Source organism: Agrobacterium rosae (genome assembly GCF_002915175.1).
Lineage (GTDB): Bacteria > Pseudomonadota > Alphaproteobacteria > Rhizobiales > Rhizobiaceae > Agrobacterium > Agrobacterium rosae.
In genome coordinates this window covers 49,035-69,139 of the sequence record NZ_NXEJ01000009.1, presented here as the reverse complement: position 1 = coordinate 69,139, position 20,105 = coordinate 49,035, and the positions used below count along the sequence as shown (strand labels likewise).

General features: G+C 53.1%; 22 protein-coding genes. 10 read left to right on the top strand and 12 right to left on the bottom strand.

Annotated features, from left to right (window positions below; genetic code table 11):
- Positions 1-277 precede the first annotated feature (277 nt).
- Both CPJ18_RS20135 and htpX read right to left on the bottom strand, forming a co-directional pair.
- Complete coding sequence (locus CPJ18_RS20135; protein WP_188348533.1) at positions 278-1,666, bottom strand: RsmB/NOP family class I SAM-dependent RNA methyltransferase; 1,389 nt, start codon at positions 1,664-1,666, stop codon at positions 278-280.
- Positions 1,657-2,616 carry a zinc metalloprotease HtpX gene (htpX, locus tag CPJ18_RS20130; RefSeq protein ID WP_103659773.1) on the bottom strand — a complete coding sequence of 320 codons (960 nt, stop codon included), beginning with the start codon at positions 2,614-2,616 and terminating at the stop codon, positions 1,657-1,659. Before htpX ends, CPJ18_RS20135 begins: the two co-directional genes overlap by 10 nt.
- Before the next feature lie 108 nt (positions 2,617-2,724).
- Here htpX and CPJ18_RS20125 point away from each other — a divergent pair, with 108 nt between their 5' ends.
- Positions 2,725-2,925 carry a DUF1674 domain-containing protein gene (locus CPJ18_RS20125; protein ID WP_103659772.1) on the top strand — a complete coding sequence of 67 codons (201 nt, stop codon included), beginning with the start codon at positions 2,725-2,727 and terminating at the stop codon, positions 2,923-2,925.
- A gap of 64 nt (positions 2,926-2,989) precedes the next feature.
- Here the strand turns inward: CPJ18_RS20125 and CPJ18_RS20120 are convergent, their stop codons facing one another.
- The 8 genes from CPJ18_RS20120 to hemE form a co-directional block, all read right to left on the bottom strand.
- The gene (locus CPJ18_RS20120; protein ID WP_103659771.1) at positions 2,990-3,874 is read right to left on the bottom strand and encodes a ParB/RepB/Spo0J family partition protein; all 885 of its coding nucleotides are present in this window, start codon (positions 3,872-3,874) and stop codon (positions 2,990-2,992) included.
- A gap of 76 nt (positions 3,875-3,950) precedes the next feature.
- The gene (locus CPJ18_RS20115; protein ID WP_103659770.1) at positions 3,951-4,745 is read right to left on the bottom strand and encodes a ParA family protein; all 795 of its coding nucleotides are present in this window, start codon (positions 4,743-4,745) and stop codon (positions 3,951-3,953) included.
- Between the two features lie 20 nt (positions 4,746-4,765).
- Positions 4,766-5,383 (bottom strand): 16S rRNA (guanine(527)-N(7))-methyltransferase RsmG, encoded by a 618-nt coding sequence (gene rsmG / locus CPJ18_RS20110; RefSeq protein WP_103659769.1) that lies wholly within the window; start codon positions 5,381-5,383, stop codon positions 4,766-4,768.
- Between the two features lie 11 nt (positions 5,384-5,394).
- On the bottom strand, positions 5,395-7,272 hold the full coding sequence (gene mnmG / locus CPJ18_RS20105; protein ID WP_103659768.1) for a tRNA uridine-5-carboxymethylaminomethyl(34) synthesis enzyme MnmG: 1,878 nt from the start codon (positions 7,270-7,272) through the stop codon (positions 5,395-5,397).
- Between the two features lie 58 nt (positions 7,273-7,330).
- Complete coding sequence (gene mnmE, locus CPJ18_RS20100) at positions 7,331-8,656, bottom strand: tRNA uridine-5-carboxymethylaminomethyl(34) synthesis GTPase MnmE (protein WP_103659767.1); 1,326 nt, start codon at positions 8,654-8,656, stop codon at positions 7,331-7,333.
- Between the two features lie 86 nt (positions 8,657-8,742).
- Positions 8,743-10,008, bottom strand: a complete 1,266-nt coding sequence (gene rho, locus CPJ18_RS20095; protein WP_103587028.1) for a transcription termination factor Rho — start codon at positions 10,006-10,008, stop codon at positions 8,743-8,745.
- Between the two features lie 187 nt (positions 10,009-10,195).
- Positions 10,196-10,741 (bottom strand): protoporphyrinogen oxidase HemJ, encoded by a 546-nt coding sequence (gene hemJ / locus CPJ18_RS20090; RefSeq protein WP_167397943.1) that lies wholly within the window; start codon positions 10,739-10,741, stop codon positions 10,196-10,198.
- Entirely contained in the window at positions 10,738-11,772 is a 1,035-nt protein-coding gene (hemE, locus tag CPJ18_RS20085; protein WP_103659766.1) for a uroporphyrinogen decarboxylase, read from the bottom strand. The genes hemJ and hemE overlap by 4 nt, the downstream gene beginning before the upstream one ends.
- Before the next feature lie 406 nt (positions 11,773-12,178).
- Here hemE and CPJ18_RS20080 point away from each other — a divergent pair, with 406 nt between their 5' ends.
- Genes CPJ18_RS20080 through dnaQ form a run of 5 tightly spaced genes read left to right on the top strand, consistent with a single transcriptional unit; the run spans position 12,179 to position 15,786 of the window.
- A complete protein-coding gene (locus CPJ18_RS20080; RefSeq protein ID WP_103659765.1) occupies positions 12,179-13,000 on the top strand; it encodes a pyruvate, water dikinase regulatory protein in 822 nt (273 codons plus the stop codon).
- A gap of 33 nt (positions 13,001-13,033) precedes the next feature.
- A complete protein-coding gene (locus CPJ18_RS20075; protein WP_103659764.1) occupies positions 13,034-13,633 on the top strand; it encodes a Maf-like protein in 600 nt (199 codons plus the stop codon).
- A complete protein-coding gene (locus tag CPJ18_RS20070; RefSeq protein WP_103659763.1) occupies positions 13,626-14,489 on the top strand; it encodes a shikimate dehydrogenase in 864 nt (287 codons plus the stop codon). Before CPJ18_RS20075 ends, CPJ18_RS20070 begins: the two co-directional genes overlap by 8 nt.
- Positions 14,486-15,085 (top strand): dephospho-CoA kinase, encoded by a 600-nt coding sequence (gene coaE, locus CPJ18_RS20065; protein ID WP_103659762.1) that lies wholly within the window; start codon positions 14,486-14,488, stop codon positions 15,083-15,085. Before CPJ18_RS20070 ends, coaE begins: the two co-directional genes overlap by 4 nt.
- 2 nt (positions 15,086-15,087) lie before the next feature.
- Positions 15,088-15,786 (top strand): DNA polymerase III subunit epsilon, encoded by a 699-nt coding sequence (gene dnaQ, locus CPJ18_RS20060; protein WP_103659761.1) that lies wholly within the window; start codon positions 15,088-15,090, stop codon positions 15,784-15,786.
- A gap of 144 nt (positions 15,787-15,930) precedes the next feature.
- On the opposite strand, the gene secB is transcribed toward dnaQ, so the two are convergent.
- Both secB and CPJ18_RS20050 read right to left on the bottom strand, forming a co-directional pair.
- Complete coding sequence (secB, locus tag CPJ18_RS20055) at positions 15,931-16,413, bottom strand: protein-export chaperone SecB (RefSeq protein ID WP_077104959.1); 483 nt, start codon at positions 16,411-16,413, stop codon at positions 15,931-15,933.
- A gap of 84 nt (positions 16,414-16,497) precedes the next feature.
- A complete protein-coding gene (locus CPJ18_RS20050; protein WP_103659760.1) occupies positions 16,498-17,010 on the bottom strand; it encodes an FxsA family protein in 513 nt (170 codons plus the stop codon).
- A 201-nt stretch (positions 17,011-17,211) separates the two neighbouring features.
- On the opposite strand from CPJ18_RS20050, the gene CPJ18_RS20045 reads away from it, so the two are divergent.
- Genes CPJ18_RS20045 through CPJ18_RS20030 form a run of 4 tightly spaced genes read left to right on the top strand, consistent with a single transcriptional unit; the run spans position 17,212 to position 19,971 of the window.
- Complete coding sequence (locus CPJ18_RS20045) at positions 17,212-17,907, top strand: Tim44/TimA family putative adaptor protein (protein WP_077123018.1); 696 nt, start codon at positions 17,212-17,214, stop codon at positions 17,905-17,907.
- Complete coding sequence (mltA, locus tag CPJ18_RS20040) at positions 17,904-19,022, top strand: murein transglycosylase A (protein ID WP_407026456.1); 1,119 nt, start codon at positions 17,904-17,906, stop codon at positions 19,020-19,022. Before CPJ18_RS20045 ends, mltA begins: the two co-directional genes overlap by 4 nt.
- The gene (locus CPJ18_RS20035; protein ID WP_103659759.1) at positions 19,022-19,609 is read left to right on the top strand and encodes a Smr/MutS family protein; all 588 of its coding nucleotides are present in this window, start codon (positions 19,022-19,024) and stop codon (positions 19,607-19,609) included. Before mltA ends, CPJ18_RS20035 begins: the two co-directional genes overlap by 1 nt.
- Positions 19,606-19,971, top strand: a complete 366-nt coding sequence (locus CPJ18_RS20030) for a helix-turn-helix domain-containing protein (protein WP_103659758.1) — start codon at positions 19,606-19,608, stop codon at positions 19,969-19,971. The genes CPJ18_RS20035 and CPJ18_RS20030 overlap by 4 nt, the downstream gene beginning before the upstream one ends.
- Positions 19,972-20,105: the final 134 nt, after the last annotated feature.

Below are 20,105 nucleotides of genomic sequence, written 5' to 3'. Positions count from 1 at the left end.
CTGCGTTTCCCGCCCGCCCGAAGACTTGTTCTGTTTCATTTGCACAGCATGAAATCTCAGTCGATTTTCTGCCAGCACGCCATTGAAGGGATTGAGAGCGACCTTGTGCGTCCAGACGTCCGCACAGCCCTCAGAGAAAGGACGGCATATTGCGAATGCGACATTGTTCAATATGTCATGAAAAACTTCATATTTTGTAAACAATCCAAAGCAACAGCAAGCAAGCCATGATCACCCGATGGGAATCCGGCTCAAGGTTGAAAAAGAATAAGCTGTATTAATTCACACGAAGGACCGTAGCGTAAAAACCGTCCACGCCCCCGAACATATCGGGCGTCGTGCGAAGGTCACCGTTTTCATTGATCGCAATTTCCATGTCCGGAAAGTCGCTCTTGGAGGCCGGAACGCGCTGCAGCGACGGCTCGCTTTTCAGAACCTTGGCAACCATATCTTCGCCCTCTGACGGATCGAGCGAGCAATTGGAGAAGACAACGATACCGCCTGGTTTCACCATGGTGATGGCGTGGCGAAGCATCTGTTCCTGTAAGGTAGCGAGCTTGGAAATGTCTTTTTCGTCCTTGGTCCAGCAAACATCCGGGTGTTTGCGCAAGGTGCCTGTGGAAGAGCAGGGCGCATCCAGAAGTACGGCATCGAACAATTCGTCCGGCTGGAATTTCAGCATGTTGATCTCGATAGTCTCTGCTTTCAGTTGCAGGCGATCCAGATTTTCACGAAGACGTTTCAGACGGTTTCCCGATTGATCCAATGCGGTAACCTCGGCACCTGCAAGAACGAGTTGCGCCGTCTTGCCACCGGGTGCCGCGCAAAGATCGGCCACACGCTTACCAGCGAGATCGCCCATCAGTCGCACCGGCATGCTCGCGGAGAAATCCTGAACCCACCATTCGCCTTCCGTAAAGCCGTCCAGCCCGGAAACCGAGCCTTCGAAGGAACCGAGCCGAACGCTACCATTCGGCATCACCGTCCCATTCAGCTTTTCCGCCCAATGATCAGGGTCGGATTTCACGGTGACGTCAATAACTGACGGAATGAGTTGCGCCTCGGCTATACGCGCCGCTGCGTCCTTACCGTAAACCTTAACCAGCTTGGCATAAAACCATTCGGGCAAAACAGGTATGGCGCTGACCGCTTGCAAGATATCGTCTTTCTCACGCCCCAAACGCCGCAAGACAGCGTTGACGAGTTTGACGAAACGACGGTTGCGTGGATCTCGATGCGCCTGTTCGACGGCAAGATCGACGGCGGAGTGATCCGGAACATCCAGATAAAGCATCTGCGTGACACCGACCACCAGAACATGGTGCAGCGACCGCGCGCCCTGTGGCAGCGGGCCGTCCAGCAACATCCCGAGAACCGCTTCGATGCGAGGTAGGTGTCGGAGAGATGTATTGACGATTGCCCGAACCAGAGCGCGGTCAGCAAGACTGAGAGCGCGGTAGGCTGGATTGCCATTTTCCGCATCCAACATGCCATCCAGCGACGTCTTCTTGTCCAAGACCGCTGAGATGATCTTGACGGCTGCCACACGCGTAGCAAGCCCTGGTTTCCAGTCTTCAACAAAAGACGCGGCTTCGTTGTTTCCACCAGACGGCTTACGTTTGTGTTGTTTTGCCGGCTTGGCGGAGGAATTCGATGTCAAGACCAGGGACCTTTGCGTTCATTTTGATCGCCTTTCCCAATACCAATGTTTGGAACAGAGCGTGATTTGCGGACCGGATTAGCACTTGTCGGACGATAGGTCGATGCCTGCGCGAAATCCTGCGACATCGCCTGAAGCGCAGCGATGCGATTGTCCGTATTCGGGTGCGTCGAAAACAGATTGTCCATGCGCTCACCGGACAGCGGATTGATGATGAACATGTGCGCTGTCGCAGGGTTTCGTTCTGCATCATCATTATGAATCTGCTTTGCGGCACCGGCAATCTTTTGCAGCGCAGATGCGAGCCACATCGGATTTCCGCAAATCTCCGCACCGCGACGGTCCGCGGAATATTCCCGTGTCCGACTGATGGCCATCTGCACCAGCATCGCCGCCAAAGGTGCCACGATCATGGCAACCAAAACGCCAATAAAGCCGAGCGGATTATTGTTCTCGCGGTTTCCGCCAAAAAAGAATGCAAAGTTGCCGAGCATGGAAATAGCACCGGCTAGAGTTGCCGTGATGGTCATCGTCAACGTGTCGCGGTTCTGGATATGCGCCAACTCATGCGCCATGACCCCAGCAACCTCTTGCGGCGTCAATTGCTCCATCAATCCGGTCGACGCCGCAACCGCGGCATTTTGCGGATTGCGACCCGTGGCAAAAGCGTTGGGTTGTGGGCTATCGTAAACATAGACCTTGGGCATCGGCAGGCCAGCATTGTGTGAGAGATCGCGAATCATCGCGAAAAAATCTGGCGCGTTTCGTTCATCGATTTCCTGGGCGTGATAGGCCTTCAGAACCATCTTGTCTGAATTCCAGTAAGAAAACAGATTCATGCCAGCTGCGAACAGCAAAGCAATCATCATGCCTTCCGTACCGCCAATCAAGAAACCAATCCCCATGAACAAAGCGGTCATGAACGCCAACAACATGGCCGTACGCATCAGATTCATCTAAAAATCTCCGTTCAAAGGTGAAATGGCTTATCAAGCCATTGCGACTTCTATAATCTGGTTACGAACGAATGCATTTCAATATGCTGTCATAAGGCCTAGGATTTCATGCAAGACGCAGACAACGATAATGGCGGTGAAAACCGCAGGACACTTTCTCCTGCTGCAGAACGTGCGCTGAAAGAAGCCAAAGAGCGCCGCCGAGAGGCAAAAGCGCTGGAATTACCGCCGGAATCGGGCGGGCGCGGCGGACCTGAGCCGGTGCGTTTTGGCGACTATGAAATCAAAGGACGCGCAATCGATTTTTAAGCTAAATATGGTTGAAAAAGGGGAAATCCAAATCGATTTCCCCATAATATTCAGATAGTTGATGTCATTTTTGTTCCAGAAGACGGCACACCGCCTCAAGCTGGTCCAGCGTGCGGTAATTAATGCGAATATGACCGCCCGAGCCTTTGTGATTGATTTTCACATCAAGACCCAATGCATCGGCCAACGTCCGCTCAAGCGCAATCGTATCGGAATCTTTCTCATTCTCGGATTTGCGTGAATGAGCCGGATCAAGTTGTGATCGGATATCGGCCTGCGCCATACGTTCGGCATCACGAACGGACAGACCTTTCGCAACGATCGAGCGGGCCAGATAGGTTGGATCAGACGTCGAGACCAAAGCTCGCGCGTGACCGGCCGATAAAGAACCTTCTGCCAGCATATCACGAACAGGGTCCGGTAGCTTCAGAAGGCGCAGGCTATTGGCGACATGACTGCGGCTTTTGCCGATGATCTCACCGAGATCATTCTGAGTATAACCATGCTCAGCGATCAACTGGTCGTAACCGAGGGCTTCTTCCAATGGATTGAGGTCAGAACGCTGGACGTTTTCAACGATAGCGAGCTCAAGTGCGGTGCGGTCATCCACATCGCGGACGATAACGGGAACTTCCGTAAAGCCGGCGAGCTGCGCAGCGCGCCAACGGCGCTCACCGGCAATAATCTCATAACGATCTTGGCTGGTCGTCCTGACGACAACAGGCTGAACGATACCGTGCTGCCGTATTGAGGAGGCAAGGTCCTGAAGTTCGCTTTCGTCAAAATGACGACGCGGGTTGCGTGGGCTTCGAGCAATGAATTCGATAGGAATGGTGCGGTCGGCACTCACAGCGCGCTGCGGCTCGCCCACCGGAAGAGGCTGGTCCATCTCTCCAATTAGGGCCGCCAAGCCGCGCCCGAGACGGCGCTTCGAAAGATCATCGCTCATATTCAACTCCACAAAACTCGCAAGAACACTACATGAACACTCGTCATGTTTGCGCTATGATGCTTATTCATACCTATCAAGCGGCTTTCCGCAAACGTTCACGTTGTATCACTTCAGAAGCCAACTCCAGGTAGGCTTGGGAACCCGCGCATTTAAGATCATATAATATCGCTGGTTTACCATAGGATGGCGCTTCGGACACGCGGACATTCCGAGGAATGAGCGTGTGGTACACCTTCTCTCCCAGATGGGTGCGCACATCATTGACGACCTGCTGTGCCAGATTGTTGCGCGAATCGAACATCGTCAGCACGATACCTTGGATATCCAAGGCAGGATTAACCGTGCCACGAATCTGATTGACCGTATCCAGCAGTTGGCTGAGACCCTCAAGCGCAAAGAACTCGCATTGCAGAGGAACAAGCACAGAATGCGCTGCCGCCATCGCATTCATTGTCAAAAGATTGAATGAGGGTGGGCAATCAACCAGAATGTATGAATAGGCGCGCGCATCATCAGCTTGTAGCGCGTTGCGCAAAAAGAAAACACGATTTGCAACATTGGCGACTTCCATCTCGAAACCGAGCAAATCCATGGTCGACGCGACGATGTCGAGATTTGGCACTGCCGTGGGCACAGCCACTTCCGCAACGGAATTGGTGCCGACCAGAAGATCATAAGACGAAAGCTTGCGAGAGCGACGATCTATACCCAAGCCAGTGCTTGCATTTCCCTGTGGGTCGAGATCGACAACGAGAACACGTTCACCAATAGCAGCAAGTGCTGTGGCAAGGTTTATGGCCGTCGTCGTTTTACCGACGCCACCCTTTTGGTTCGCGATCGTGATTATTCGGTTTTTTTCGAACATGATGCCGCACCTGACTTGGTAAATCAGCTTTTCGAGGCAAGACCACTAATTTCAAGAACAACAGAGCTCGCTTCGACGCTGCTTTGATGTATTAACAGATCGAAATCCCAACGACCACGCGCTTTTTGCACCTCAGCCTCGTAATCCCGACCTTTGTTCAGATAACAGCGCAAATTTTCGTTGGTAGTAGCCCATGGATGAATATAATCCATCAATAAATCAAGCTCGGCCAGTGCTCTGGCGGATATGGCGTCACAGGGCCCTATTGCCGAAGGAGCAGCTTCGATTCGAATTGGGTGGACCGAACCACGAGCGCCTGTCTCTTTAAGCGCAACGCGGAGAAATCCAGCCTTTTTATTGTTGCTTTCAACGAGATGAACCCAACCGTCTTGAAGTTCAGCCAAAAAAATAGCCGTTATGATGCCCGGAAATCCGCCGCCGCTTCCCAAGTCAACCCAAACTTGAGGCCTTGGAGAGAGCTGGAAAATTTGAGCACTATCAGCGATATGGCGTGACCACAGTTCACCGAGCGTGGAGGGGGCAACAAGGTTGGTCGTCGCATTCCATTTTTTGAAAAGCTCGACAAAAAGCTCAAGCCGCTCTTGTGTTTCACGTGAAACACTCTGGCCGTTTATGATCATATTGGGACTCGTTATGGATGTGCACGCAACTTTGAAGTTTGCGTATAAGTCCCTTTTTTCACTAAAGCAAGAATCAATGAGATAGCCGCCGGTGTCATTCCATCCACCCGCCCGGCCTGAGCGATATTTTCAGGTCGAGCCCTCTGAAGCTTCTGTTTCAATTCATTGGAAAGGCCAGACAACATGGAAAAATCAAAATCATCAGGGATTTTTCGATCTTCGTCCCGTTTGATGTCGACAATGTCGGCACTCTGCCGCTGCATATAGACGGCATAGCTCGCCTCAATTTCCAAGACTTCACCGACTTTTGGAGATATCTGATGCAAGTCAGGCCAAATCGCCTTGAGTATATCCAATGTGATGTCAGGATGAGATAGCAGCTCGTAGGCCGACCGTTTCTGTCCGTCTTGGTTCAGCTTCAATCCATGCTTTGCAGCGTGAGAGGGGCAAACAAAACTTTGTTTTAGGATCGAACGATTTTTGTCGAGGTCATCGCCAAAGGCTTCAAATCGCTTCGCTCGTTCAGACCCAATAATGCCTGCCTTGGCACCGACAGGGGTCAGACGAAGATCTGCATTATCGACACGTAGTGATAGGCGATATTCTGCCCGTGAGGTGAACATCCGGTAGGGCTCGGTGACACCCTTGGACGTCAAATCGTCGATCATGACTCCAATGTAAGATTCGGTGCGGCTGAAATGGATGGCGTCAGCGCCGCTTGCAAACAACGAAGCGTTCAGCCCCGCCACCAAGCCCTGCGCGGCGGCCTCCTCATAGCCCGTCGTTCCATTAATCTGACCTGCCAGAAAAAGCCCTGGTACCTTGCGGCATTCCAGCGATGGCTTTAGTTCACGAGGATCGACATAGTCATACTCTATCGCGTAGCCTGGCTGAAGAATCGTGACATGCTCCAGTCCGGGTATTGTGTGAATAAACATTTCTTGGACAGAAGCGGGTAGGGACGTCGAAATGCCGTTTGGATAAATCGTGTCGTCGTCCAAGCCTTCTGGCTCGAGGAATATTTGGTGGCCGTCCCGCTCGCCGAACCGGACAATCTTATCCTCAATGGATGGGCAATAACGCGGTCCAACACCTTCGATCTGTCCTGAATACATGGCGGACAAGTGGATATTGTCTTGAATTATCTTGTGTCCGGCGGGCGTCGTCCGGGTCACGCCGCATTCAATCTGGGGATTAACGATTTTATTCGTCATAAAGGAAAACGGAACAGGATCAGTATCCGCTCCTTGGCGCTCGACTGCTGCCCAATCAATGGTTTTGCCATCAAGTCTTGCGGGAGTTCCGGTTTTCAGTCTCCCCATGCTCAGGCCAGATCGAGCCAACGTGTCCGACAGGCCAACAGAGGGCTTTTCACCAACGCGTCCAGCCGGTATCTTTTCGGAGCCGATATGAATCAGACCTCGCAGAAATGTGCCGCTGGTTAGAACAACTGCTCTGCAAGAAATTTTTCGACCGTCCGCCAGAACGACAGCACTGATGGTACCGTGGACCATTTCGATGTCGTATGCATCACCTTCAACCACCGTCAGGTTTTCGATTACAGCAATTTCCGCCTGCATGGCTTCGCGATAAAGTCGGCGATCGGCCTGGGTGCGAGGGCCGCGAACGGCGGGGCCCTTCTTGCGGTTTAGCATGCGGAACTGAATACCGCCCGCGTCAGCCACACGGCCCATAAGACCGTCGAGCGCGTCGATCTCTCGCACAAGGTGGCCTTTTCCGAGGCCGCCTATGGCGGGATTGCATGACATGACGCCGATCGTATCTTTGTTGTGCGTCAACAAGACCGTCTTGGCACCATGACGCGCGGCCGCGGCGGCCGCTTCGCTTCCGGCATGCCCACCGCCAATTACAACGACATCGTATGTCATTATAAATCTCTTTATCCCTGTCGCCTCTGACAATCAGAATGCGAATGTTTCACGTGAATCATTTACCGATACAAAATTCGGAGAATATGACGCCCAGCAAGTCTTCAACATCGACTCGGCCCGTAATCCGTCCAAGAGACGTCGCTGCCAAACGTAGATATTCCGAGCGGATCGCTAAATCCATTTCTTCGGATTTCAAGGCATCACTAACATAGTTTAGCGTCTCTTCAAGACGTTTCTTATGCCTCGCCCTAGCAGGGACAAGTGTCTGGGCAACACCGACGCGTTTGGCAATCTCAGAGCCAATTCTTTGACGCAGAACATCCAGCCCTGCACCGGTTTTAGATGAGATGGACATATTAGAGTTCTGCTGTTGACCGGCTCGTCGAACATCGGCCTTCGTTTCTACCGAAATAACTGATGCAGACGGGGACTCATCGAATTGTTGCGGAGCCGAATCAATGTCGGAAAGCAAAAGAACAAGATCGGCAGTGCTTGCGGTTTCTCGTGCACGACGAACGCCCTCAAGCTCCACGACGTCAGTGGTTTCTCTGAGGCCAGCGGTATCGAAGACAGCCACCAAATAGCCGTCGATGTTAAGATCAACACTCAAAACATCGCGCGTCGTGCCAGCAATGTCAGTGACGATAGCGATATCGCGACCGCTAAGAGCGTTCAGCAAACTGGATTTACCGACGTTAGGCGCGCCAACAAGCGCAACTTTGAACCCATCTCTGATGATTTCTGATGAAGAACCTGCATTAAGGTGACGCTCCAGTTCTTTCTGGAGACCTGAGACATCTTTCCATACCTGCGCTGCAACCGAGTCGGGAACATCTTCTTCGTCTGAAAAATCAAGCTCTGCTTCAATCAAGGCGCGACAACGGGTCAAGCGATGCGCCCAACCATCATAAAGTCCAGAGAGACGCCCACTGGTTTGTTCGACAGCCAGTCGCCGCTGCATTTCTGTTTCAGCCTTCAGAAGGTCGGCAAGACCTTCAACTTCCAGCAAGTCCATTTTGCCGTTGTCATAGGCGCGCTTGGAAAACTCACCAGGCTCCGCCGGGCGAAGTCCGGGTATGGCGTCGAGTTCTGAGAAGACAGCTTCCACAACGGCTCTGCTGCCATGAATGTGGATTTCGGCGCAGTCTTCTCCTGTAAAAGAATGCGGTGCTGGAAATTGTAGAACCAAAGCTTGATCAAGCTCTTCATTGTTTCGGTTACGAATCGTTTTTAGCGCGGCCCGACGCGGGGACGGCAGGGGGTCACCGATCAACGATACAAGAGCCGTAAGCGCCGAAGGCCCGCTTAGTCGCAACACTGCAACGCCAGCCGGCAGAGAACCACTCGACAGAGCATAAATTGTATCAGTGGACTGAGACATCGAATGTCATCTCGCTAAAACAATTGGCCGCATCCTTATGAGGAACGCGGCCTTATGATCGATAATGAGGATTGATACTTGAGAGATCAAGTGTTCATGGAGTCGAAGAAATCGCCATTTGTCTTTGTCTGCTTCAGCTTGTCGATAAGGAACTCGATGGCATCTGTCGTGCCCATCGGTGCCAGAATACGGCGCAGCACAAAGATTTTCTGCAAGTCCTGACGCGGAACGAGCAGGTCTTCCTTACGCGTACCGGACTTGAGAATATCCATCGACGGGAAGATACGCTTATCGGCGACCTTACGGTCCAGCACGATTTCCGAGTTACCCGTACCCTTGAATTCTTCAAAGATGACTTCATCCATACGGCTGCCGGTATCGATCAACGCCGTAGCAATGATCGTCAGCGAGCCGCCTTCTTCGATATTACGGGCGGCACCAAAGAAGCGCTTGGGGCGCTGCAGAGCGTTTGCATCCACACCACCGGTCAGAACCTTGCCAGAAGAGGGAACGACGGTGTTATAGGCGCGGCCAAGGCGTGTAATGGAGTCGAGCAGGATAACGACGTCACGGCCATGTTCGACGAGACGCTTGGCCTTTTCGATGACCATTTCGGCGACCTGAACGTGACGGACAGCCGGTTCATCGAATGTGGATGATACGACTTCGCCCTTCACCGAGCGCTGCATGTCGGTCACTTCCTCGGGACGCTCATCGATCAGCAGAACGATCAGATAGCATTCGGGATGATTGGCAGTGATGGAGTGAGCAATGTTCTGAAGAAGAACGGTTTTACCGGTGCGTGGCGGAGCGACGATCAAACCGCGCTGGCCTTTACCGAGTGGTGCTACGAGATCCATGACGCGGGCGGAAAGGTCCTTGGATGTGGGAACTTCCAACTCCAGCTTGAAACGCTCGTTGGGATAAAGCGGCGTCAGATTGTCGAAATGGACCTTGTGACGAATTTTTTCCGGATCGTCGAAGTTGATCGTGTTGACCTTCAGCAGCGCGAAATAGCGCTCGCCTTCCTTGGGTCCCCGGATTGGGCCTTCAACGGTATCGCCCGTTTTCAATGAGAAACGGCGGATCTGCGAAGGCGAGATGTAAATATCATCCGGGCCTGGCAGATAATTGGCATTGGCAGAACGCAGGAAGCCAAATCCATCCTGGAGAACTTCGACGACACCTTCGCCAATGATCTCGATGTCCTGACTTGCCAGAACCTTGAGGATTGCAAACATGAGCTCCTGCTTACGCATCGTGCTCGCATTTTCGACTTCCAGGGATTCGGCAAAAGTCAGCAAATCGGTTGGGGATTTGCTCTTAAGTTCCTGTAGCTTCATTTCAGCCATGAAGAGAAAGACCGTCTTTAAAAAATGTGTGTGGGGAAAGGCTTGATCGCGAATCAGGTACTGAGGGTGTCCCGCAGACGGCTGAATAATTCACATGCCATTGAGATGGGTTACGGGAAAATAGCGATTCAACCGGAAAGCCGCAAGAGGAAAGCACCAATTCCGAGAAAATTATCGTGATCGCCCGTCAGGCATAGGGTTTCACAACCACTAGTATGACTATCACGATCATCAGAACGGTCGGAACCTCGTTCATCAACCGCCAGTGACGGGCAGAACGGGTGTTCTCATCCCGTGCAAATCGCCTCACGCTTCGGCTGAAGTAGACATGGGTCACTGTCATGAGCACGACGAAGCCGATTTTCGCATGCAGCCATCCACCGGAAAATCCATAAACCGACCAGGCAAGATAGAGGCCCAGCACCCAGGAAATCATCATCGCCGGGTTCATGATGACCTTGAGAAGCCGCTGCTCCATGATCTTGAAGGTCTCGGATGTCTCGGAGCCAGGTGCCGCATCCGTGTGGTAGATGAACAGCCGCGGAAGGTAGAACAGCCCGGCCATCCACGAGATAACGGCGATGATGTGCAAAGCCTTGATCCACAAATAGGCATCCGCCGGATCGACATGCAGGACAAGCGCAACCAGCGCAACAAAACCAGCGAGTGCCACCGCCGCCCGCAGACGGGACTTCTGGCCGGCCTTTGCTGAGGTTTGCGCTTCCAAGCTCATTTTGCCACTCCGTAAGAGCGAACTCTGGACACGAGCCTTCCAACGTTTTCAGGATCAGCCTGAGGTGTTATTCCGTGGCCGAGATTGAAGATCAATGGACCGGCCCCGAGACAGTCGAGAATGGCATCAATGCCGTCTTCCAGCGCCTTACCACCCGCCACCATGCGCATTGGATCGAGATTACCCTGTACCGGGCCGTCCTTCTGAAGATCGCGCGCAAAGGACAACGGCACGCTCCAGTCGAGGCCGATAGCATCTGCCTTCGTCTTCTGACGGTAGTCCTTCAACAGGATACCTGCACCTTTCGCGAAAGCGATGATCTTGGCGTTCGGGCGACGGGCTCGAACGGATGCGATAATCCGGGCAACCGGCTTCACCGCATAGTCTTCGAACTCTTTCTCGCCTAACACACCAGCCCAAGAATCGAATATCTGAACGGCATCCGCTCCCGCATCGAGCTGCGCAACGAGATAATCGGCCGACACCTCTGCCAAAAATGACAGCAGCTTTTCCATGGCCTTCGGGTGTTGGTAACCGAACAGACGAGCAGGGGCCTGATCCGGCGTTCCGTGTCCAGCAATCATATAGGTCGCAACGGTCCAGGGCGCACCACAGAACCCGAGCAGCGTAGTCTTCGATGGCAGTTCCCGCCTCAGCTTCGTCACCGTTTCAAATACAGGCTTGAGATGCGGAAGGATGTTGTCAGGTTTCAGAGCAGAGATGCCCGCCGTGTCAATCGGATCCATCGCTGGACCTTTGCCCTCGGTGAATGTGACGTTGCGGTTCAGAGCATCCGGAATGACCAGAATATCGGAAAACAAAATGGCAGCATCCAGATCGAAACGACGGATCGGCTGGAGTGTCACCTCAGTCGCCAGCTCTGGATTATAACAAAGGTCCAGGAAACTTCCCGCAGTTTTGCGCGTTTCTCGATATTCGGGAAGGTAACGACCAGCCTGTCTCATCAGCCAGATCGGCGGAGGGCTCAGTGCCTCTCCATTTAAAACCTTCAAAACGCTACGTTCAGACATCAGCTCATCTTTTCTAAAAATAAAATAAAAGAGATTCTTAAGATTTTCTATTTCTTAGAGTCTGTGAGTAGCAAGGATTAAAATTTATCCGGCGGATATGCCGCATGTGACGCCGTTGGATTTAGACAATGACAATGCCGACATGGTGTCTATCTCATATCCGAGATAAGGCTGAAAATATCATGATTTTCAATAATTTATGACATCATGAAATTTAAGCCATCCTGTGGATAATTATTGTGTCGTTTTTAACAGTTTGACGTTCTCCTCACAATTCACAAGCGGGTCTTTGCTTGCTACACCAAAAGCCAATTGTGGATAAAACGCAGGTTTTGCGCCGGGGTGACCATTACCCGCCCGAAAGGCTGATGTTGTCCACCCTTATCAACAGGGAGGCGAAAACAGCGTGGAGAACCAAAAAAGCTTCTTCCATCTTCATCTGATTTCTGACTCCACGGGAGAGACTCTGATGTCGGCGGGTAGGGCGGTATCGGCGCAGTTTCACGCGGCGATGCCGCTTGAACACGTTTATCCAATGATCAGGAACCAGAAACAGCTGCAACAAGTTCTCGACAGTATCGATAAGGAGCCGGGAATCGTGCTCTATACGATTGTCGATGAACAGCTTGCGGAATTTCTTGATCTTCAATGTCACGCGATTGGCGTTCCTTGCGTGAATGTCCTCGAACCTGTCATCGGTATTTTTCAGACATACCTTGGAACAGCCTCGAGACGGCGGGTTGGCGCACAGCATGCGCTTAACGCGGAGTATTTCGCACGCATTGAAGCATTGAACTTCGCCATGGACCATGATGACGGGCAGATGCCGGAAAGTTACGACGACGCGGACGTCGTGCTGATCGGTATCAGCCGGACGTCGAAGACGCCGACCAGCATCTATCTCGCCAACCGGGGCGTTAAGACCGCAAATATTCCGGTCGTTCCCGGCGTTCCGCTGCCCGAGGGTCTTTATAAGGCATCAAGACCGTTGATTGTTGGACTTGTGGCGACATCCGATCGGATATCGCAGGTCCGCGAACATCGTGAACTCGGCTCGACAGGTGGCTTTGATCGAGGCCAGTACATTGATCGGGCCACGATCATGGAAGAGTTGAAATATGCCCGCGCGCTTTGCGCTCGCAACAATTGGCCGATGATCGATGTTACCAGGCGCTCGATTGAAGAGACGGCTGCCGCCATTCTTGCCCTTCGTCAACGGACACGCTAATCCCTTCGCCAAATCGTTTGGAGACCGTGGTTGATGAAACCAGACCTTATTCTTGCTTCCTCCAGTGCTTCACGGCAAATGCTGATGCGCAATGCAGGTCTCAGTTTTTCCGTGCAACCCGCCGATATCGATGAGAGAGCCGTCGATGCTCGGCTCGAGGCGGAGGGTGCAACGCCGGACCGGATCGCGGTGGAGCTTGCAAAGGCAAAAGCACTGGCGGTCAGCGCGTTAAATCCACATGCGATTGTTCTGGGATGTGATCAAACGATGTCGCTTGCGGATCGGATTTACCATAAGCCGAGGGATATGACGGAGGCCCATGCAAATCTCATGTCTTTGTCTGGCAAAACGCACAGGCTGAATTGCGGTGCAGCACTTGCCAGACATGATGAGATCATTTGGGATGTCGTGACGGTTGCGGATATGACGGTGCGTGAACTGGATGCAGCTTTTGTCGATAGGCATCTGGACCGCGTCGGCACGAAAGTGCTTTCCAGCGTTGGCGCGTACCAGTTGGAGAGAGAGGGAATCCAGCTATTTACCGCAATTGAAGGCGATTATTTCACCATCCTCGGGCTGCCGCTTTTGCCTCTCTTAACAAAACTTCGAGAACTGGGCCTGATCGATGGCTGATTCACGTGAAACATTAACTATAAACGCTTTCGTCACCGGCTACCCGATCAAGCATTCCCGTTCGCCATTGATCCACGGGCATTGGCTGAAAACATTCGAGATAGACGGCTCTTATAAAGCGGTAGAAGTTGCGCCTGAAAAATTCGAAAAATTCATCACCGAATTAAAGTCCGAGAGCGATAGCAGTTTTGTCGGCGGCAACGTCACGATCCCTCACAAGGAATCCGCCTATCGATTGGCAGACCAACCGGACGAACTTGCGCAGGAGCTGGGAGCAGTCAACACACTGTGGCTTGAGGATGGCCTTGTCCATGCATCGAACACGGACGGTTACGGTTTCGTGTCCAATCTGGACGCAGCTCATCCTGGATGGGACGTAACCGATAAGGCGGTGGTTCTTGGTGCGGGGGGTGCGAGCCGAGCTGTCATTCAGGCCCTGCGAGACCGAGGTATTTCCGAAATCCACGTGGTCAACCGCACGGTGGCGCGAGCCAAAGAATTGCGTGATCGGTTCGGTGTCCACGTCTTTGCTCACCCGATGGAGGCTTTGCACGAAGTATCGGGCGGCGCGGGGCTCTTCGTCAACACGACGTCGCTGGGCATGGATGGGAGCGCCGTGCCGGACATCGATTTTTCGAGGCTAAGCAACGGTGCCGTGGTGACTGATATCGTCTACGTTCCGTTGAAGACACCCATTTTGAGAATGGCGGAGAGACAAGGCTTTTCAATTGTCGATGGGCTCGGCATGCTGCTTCACCAAGCCAAACCCGGTTTTAAGAAATGGTTTGGAAAAACACCTCACGTGGATGAAGCGCTGCGATCACTGATCATCAACGATATGGAACAGCACGTATGATCACCATCGGGCTGACCGGATCGATCGGAATGGGAAAGTCAACAACTGCCCAACTGTTTGCTCAGGAAGGCATAGCCATCTGCGATTCCGACGCTGTGGTGCATCAGCTCTATGAAAATGAAGCTGCGTCTCTTATCGAAGACGCTTTTCGAGGGACGACTGAAGCAGGTCGCGTCAACCGCGAGAAACTCGGCCAAATTCTTCGACAGAATCCGGCTAATTTTGCAAAGCTTGAGCAGCTTGTTCACCCACTGGTGAGGAGTAAGCAGGACGAATTTCTGGAGCGTGAACGACAGAACGGTTCTGCGTTTGCATTGCTGGATATTCCGCTTCTGTTTGAGACCGGTGCTGAAACGCGGGTGGATGTTATTGTCGTTGTCAGCTGCGCACCCGATATTCAGCGCCAGCGGGTTTTGTCGCGGCCTGGAATGAGCGAAGAAAAGTTCCAGATGATCCTTGCGCGGCAAAGGCCAGATGAGGAAAAAAGGAAGCGTGCCGATTTCATTATTGATACCGGACGTGGGCTAGAAGATGCCCGCGTACAGGTGCAAGCGGTGCTTGTTGCCTTGCGGACCAGGCGAGACGGAAAGGTTTGACCATGCGCGAAATCATATTCGATACGGAAACAACTGGTCTGGAATCGAAGGCCGATCGCATTATCGAAATCGGTGGCATTGAACTTTTCAATCATTTCCCGACAGGCCGGTCGATTCATCTTTATATCAATCCGGCGGACCGAAAGGTTCATCCGGATGCGTTGGCGGTGCATGGCATCACCGATGAATTTTTGCGGGACAAACCAAAGTTCGAAGAGGTCGTTCAGGACATCAGGGATTTCTTCGAAGGTGCGCGTTGGGTCGCCCATAATGCCACATTCGATATGGGCTTCATCAACGCGGAATTTGCCCGGCTTGGAATAGAGCCGGTTTCACCGGAGCTGGTAACAGACACGCTATCCATGGCGCGCCGCAAACATCCGATGGGTCCGAATTCGCTGGATGCGCTCTGCCGCAGATACGGTATCGACAATTCGCACCGGACACGGCACGGCGCGCTGCTCGATTCCGAACTTCTGGCCGAAGTCTATATCGAGATGATCGGCGGTCGCCAGACGGCGCTGGGATTTGGAAGCGCAGCCAAAACTCAAACGGTCAACGTCGTGGATGAAGTGCCGAGCGAACCATTACACCGGATCAAGCCATTACCACCGAGGCTGGATGCCGATACCGCTGCTGCGCATGGAAAGCTGGTTCTAGCGATGGGCGACAAGGCGATCTGGAACAAGTATCAGCAGTGAAGATGTCTGAAGCGAGGACCAAGTTTGTTGGTTCACGTGATCCTGAAAAAGCTTACAGATGAAATTGAGTGTGCGTCGCGACACCCAAAAAATAAACCCGGGCTTTTGACCCGGGTTCATCAACTCATCTATGTTTTCGTACAATCAGTTCGGAACGGCCTGAACCTTGGCGCGGGCCTGTTCTTCAGCAACACGCTGCGCAAACATCTGAGAGAAATCGATCGGATCGATCATCAATGGAGGGAAGCCGCCGTTGCGGGTAACGTCTGCAATGATCTGGCGTGCGAAAGGAAACAGCAGACGCGGGCACTCGATGAAGAGAACCGGCAGCATATGTTCCTGCGGAAAGCCAGTGATGCGGAAAACGCCGCCGTAGACCAGTTCAGCCACAAACAGAACCTTGTCACCATCCTTGGCTTCTGCGTTCAGCGTCAGAACGACGTCGAAATCCGAACCGGAAATCGGGTTCGCATTGACGTTGACATTGATGTTGATGGCAGGAGCGCCATCACGGGCCTGAAGCGAGCGGGGGGCACCCGGATTTTCAAAGGACAAATCCTTGGTGTACTGCGTCAGAATATTGAGGGAAGGGTTTGCACCGTCCAGCGCACCGTTTTCAGTGGTCATACTATGTCCTCGCGGATTGAATTCTTGGAAAGCCCTCTATCATTTAGACAATAGGCTTACAACCCTTCGATATGCAGGGTGGCGTCAAGGTTTCGGCAAGTCGCGGTCGTCTCTATTCGCAGACCATGGCGACTGGTTTGGCCCATCACGGTGGAAGTCGTCATCGTCCAGATCCACCACCTTTGCAGAACCGTTATTTTGCGGACCCGGTCGAAAACCCTGGTTCTTGAACGAGCCGGCAACGACGATGCGGGGACCGATCGCTTTCCAGATAAGGGTTCTGAAAGCGGGAACGAGGAGAAGAAGACCGATGACATCGGTAATGAAGCCAGGCACGAACAACAGAATACCAGCAATAACGCGCATACCGCCATTGATCATGGCCTGCGCCGGTTCATCACCCGAGCGACTTGCGGTTTGAAGGTTGCGCACCATGCCGAGGCCGCCGGATCTGAGAATGACCAGTCCGAGGAAAGAGGTGAAAAGGATCAGCGCCAGCGTGAGCCATAATCCCAGTGCTTTGCCGACGACGATGAAGCCGCAAATTTCCAGGATTGGCATCATAAGAACGATGACGGGTAAGAAAGAGAAACGCATATTGCTAGCCTTGCGTGTTACAGGTCAGTCGAGACGAAAGTTTCAAACCCGTTTTCGGAAAATTCGATGCTGGATCGGGACGATATCATCAATATGTCGACCGATGGATAGAACCGATTGAATCTGCAGGTTTGAATGATGAGCAGATGCAGACTATATGATGTGTAGAAAATTAGATTTAAATGGCGGTTTCGGTAAAAGATGGGCTCAAGCGACTTTATAACATTGTTTTTCCTTGTGGCTGCAGTGCTGATTTTTCTTCAGCTTCGCAGTGTTCTTGGCCGCCGTACCGGCAATGAGAAGCCACCAGTGGACCCTTATAGCCCGCGTGATGCCGCCAAATCTCCGGCTGACGATAACAAGGTCGTGACCTTGCCGCGCCGCGGGGAAGGTGACGAGGAAAACCGTTTTGCAGCAATCGATGCCATCGCCCCTGTGGGTTCAGCGCTCAATGATTCGCTTCGTGAACTGACAAAGACCGATCCGTCTTTCGAGCCGAAGGAGTTCCTGAACGGTGCCCGGATGGCCTACGAAATGATCGTCATGGCTTTTGCCGATGGCGACCGCAAGACGCTTAAGAACCTCCTGTCCAAGGAAGTATATGAGGGTTTCGATGCGGCGATTTCCGAGCGTGAGAGCCGCGGTGAAGTGATCAAGTCGACCTTCGTCGGCACTGAAAAGATCGATATCACCCATGCCAGCATCCGTGATTCCGAAGAGCAGATTACACTGCGGATCATCAGCCAGTTGATTTCGGCGACCTATGATAAGGATGGCAAGGTTATCGACGGCGACGCGGAAAATGTCTCCGAGGTTGACGATATCTGGACCTTCTCACGCGACATCCGTTCGCGCGATCCAAACTGGAAACTGATCGCGACCGAATCCGAACAATGAGCAGCATGGGCCGGGATTTTGCTTTAGAAGAGGTATCGTTCGATGAACTGCCCGGTTGGCAGACGGACGATCCTTCGGCTCTGTTTCCGGCCATGCACTCCGTTCTCGAACATTTAAGTCACGGCAAGCGATATCGCACCGGAGCACTTGGTCTCAAAGCGGATGACCTTGTTCCTCTTCTGGAGAAGGCCGACAGTGCAGAGTTGACCGATGCGCTTTCTGCCCGCCGCTTCTTTGAAGCGGAGTGTTTTCCATTCAAAATATCTCCCGCGTCGGGCAGAAGCGGTTTCGTCACTGCATTTTATGAGCCGGAACTGGACGTATCGGCTACGCCAGATGCGATCTGGAAATATCCGATTTATCGTCGCCCGGCGGACCTCATCGATCTGGATGAGACCAACAGACCATCCGATATCGATCCCTATTATGCCTTCGGGCTCGAGCGCGATTGTGCGATTTCCCCATATCCCGACCGAGGAGAGATCGACCGCGGATATCTCGACGGCCGTGGTCTTGAAATTGCCTGGGCGAAATCGAAAGTCGATCTCTTTTTCGTCCATGTACAGGGTGCGGCGCGGCTTCGGTTTGCCGATGGCACGATCAAACGGATCACCTATGCGGCCAAGGCCGGTCATCCCTTCTCTCCGATCGGTCGGCTTTTGCTGGACAAAAGCGAGCTCGATCCAGCCACCATATCGATGCAGACCATCCGGGCTTGGTTAGGCGAGCATCCGGACAAGGTGGATGAAGTCCTCTGGCACAATCGCTCCTACATCTTTTTCCGCGAGGCGGATGTGGAGGGTCTAGAGCTTGGACCTGTTGCTGCCGCCAAAGTACCTTTGATTGCTGGTCGGTCGCTTGCGGTGGATCGGTTGATCCATACGTTTGGCTTCCCCTTCTTTATCAGTTCGAAGAGCCTCACCCATCTTGATGGTGGTCACTCCTTTGGCCGGCTGATGCTGGCACTCGATACAGGTTCTGCCATTGTCGGGCCTGCCCGTGGCGATATTTTCACGGGGTCCGGTGATGAGGCGGGAGAGCTTGCAGGCACGGTGCGCAATGACGCAGATTTTTATATACTGATACCGCGTGGAGCAGCGGAAAGGTATCGGTGATGAAGGGTGGCCGCAAGCTCGGCAAGGACGAGCGTATTTTATGGGGGAAGGTGGCCAAGACGACGCGGTTGATTTCCGGTCGTGCCGAGGATCTTCTTGCTTTCGAAGCGCTGGAGGCCGAAGCCGAGGTCGTGTTGCCGCTGCAGCCGGAAAAGAAACCCGGCAAACCCATTCCGCCTTTCCCGCAGATGATCATCGAAACAGTGCCTCAACCCTTATTGACGGAGGCGGACAGGAAGCGTTTTCACAGCCCGCTGGAAAAGCCCGTCAAACGAAAGCTGACCCGTGGGCGCTTGCCGCTGGAGGCGCGAATCGATCTGCACGGGATGTTCCAGAGCGAAGCCCACGCCGTGCTTCTTGATTTTCTGATTCGGGCACATGAGCGCGGTTTGCGCCACGTGCTGGTCATTACCGGTAAGGGCCGGTCCATGGGCAGCGATGGCGCATTGAAGCGGGCGGTGCCCATGTGGTTTTCCAAACCGGAGTATCGCTATCTCATCTCGTCCTATGAGGATGCATCGATGAACCATGGCGGCGATGGTGCGCTTTATGTGCGCCTGGCCAGACGTCGCGGTGAGCCCTCATGACACCCTTTGCCGATGCCGTGCGAGTGCTGCGGGAGAAGAAGGGTGTAACGCAAAAGCAGATGGCGCTGGCGATTGGCGTTTCGCCTGCCTATCTCTCGGCGCTGGAACATGGAAAGCGCGGCAAACCGAGTTTCGATCTTCTTCAGCGCATTGCCGGCTACTTCAACATCATCTGGGATGAGGCCGACGAGTTGTTCTCACTGGCTGGCGCGTCCGATCCACGCGTGGTGATCGATACAGCCGGTTTGCCGAAGGAATATACGGCGCTGGCCAACGGATTGGCGCGGAATATTCGCAAGCTGTCGCCAACTGTGATAGATGAACTGACAGAGGTGCTGCAAAAAAGCCGTTCTTGCGATTGAAACCCGCGCTATCCCCGACTTTGTGCTGGGTTTTGGCGCTCGTGGACTTTGGATATCGAGGCGGAATTTCTATAGTCACACGTCAGATTTAAAGTGATTCGCTGCCGCGCCGTTCTTGTTTTGGATGCGCTGCG

What these genes read in the sequence shown, in the direction of transcription:
- CPJ18_RS20050 (WP_103659760.1), bottom strand. Translation starts at nt 17,010, where the DNA reads ATGCGTTTCTCTTTCTTACCCGTCATCGTTCTTATGATGCCAATCCTG.
- mltA (WP_407026456.1), top strand. Translation starts at nt 17,904, where the DNA reads ATGAGCAGCATGGGCCGGGATTTTGCTTTAGAAGAGGTATCGTTCGAT.
- dnaQ (WP_103659761.1), top strand. Translation starts at nt 15,088, where the DNA reads ATGCGCGAAATCATATTCGATACGGAAACAACTGGTCTGGAATCGAAG.
- rsmG (WP_103659769.1), bottom strand. Translation starts at nt 5,383, where the DNA reads ATGATCATAAACGGCCAGAGTGTTTCACGTGAAACACAAGAGCGGCTT.
- CPJ18_RS20030 (WP_103659758.1), top strand. Translation starts at nt 19,606, where the DNA reads ATGACACCCTTTGCCGATGCCGTGCGAGTGCTGCGGGAGAAGAAGGGT.
- mnmG (WP_103659768.1), bottom strand. Translation starts at nt 7,272, where the DNA reads ATGACATACGATGTCGTTGTAATTGGCGGTGGGCATGCCGGAAGCGAA.
- hemE (WP_103659766.1), bottom strand. Translation starts at nt 11,772, where the DNA reads ATGTCTGAACGTAGCGTTTTGAAGGTTTTAAATGGAGAGGCACTGAGC.
- CPJ18_RS20070 (WP_103659763.1), top strand. Translation starts at nt 13,626, where the DNA reads ATGGCTGATTCACGTGAAACATTAACTATAAACGCTTTCGTCACCGGC.
- secB (WP_077104959.1), bottom strand. Translation starts at nt 16,413, where the DNA reads ATGACCACTGAAAACGGTGCGCTGGACGGTGCAAACCCTTCCCTCAAT.
- htpX (WP_103659773.1), bottom strand. Translation starts at nt 2,616, where the DNA reads ATGAATCTGATGCGTACGGCCATGTTGTTGGCGTTCATGACCGCTTTG.
- rho (WP_103587028.1), bottom strand. Translation starts at nt 10,008, where the DNA reads ATGGCTGAAATGAAGCTACAGGAACTTAAGAGCAAATCCCCAACCGAT.
- CPJ18_RS20120 (WP_103659771.1), bottom strand. Translation starts at nt 3,874, where the DNA reads ATGAGCGATGATCTTTCGAAGCGCCGTCTCGGGCGCGGCTTGGCGGCC.
- CPJ18_RS20125 (WP_103659772.1), top strand. Translation starts at nt 2,725, where the DNA reads ATGCAAGACGCAGACAACGATAATGGCGGTGAAAACCGCAGGACACTT.
- CPJ18_RS20045 (WP_077123018.1), top strand. Translation starts at nt 17,212, where the DNA reads ATGGGCTCAAGCGACTTTATAACATTGTTTTTCCTTGTGGCTGCAGTG.
- hemJ (WP_167397943.1), bottom strand. Translation starts at nt 10,741, where the DNA reads ATGAGCTTGGAAGCGCAAACCTCAGCAAAGGCCGGCCAGAAGTCCCGT.
- CPJ18_RS20075 (WP_103659764.1), top strand. Translation starts at nt 13,034, where the DNA reads ATGAAACCAGACCTTATTCTTGCTTCCTCCAGTGCTTCACGGCAAATG.
- mnmE (WP_103659767.1), bottom strand. Translation starts at nt 8,656, where the DNA reads ATGTCTCAGTCCACTGATACAATTTATGCTCTGTCGAGTGGTTCTCTG.
- coaE (WP_103659762.1), top strand. Translation starts at nt 14,486, where the DNA reads ATGATCACCATCGGGCTGACCGGATCGATCGGAATGGGAAAGTCAACA.
- CPJ18_RS20035 (WP_103659759.1), top strand. Translation starts at nt 19,022, where the DNA reads ATGAAGGGTGGCCGCAAGCTCGGCAAGGACGAGCGTATTTTATGGGGG.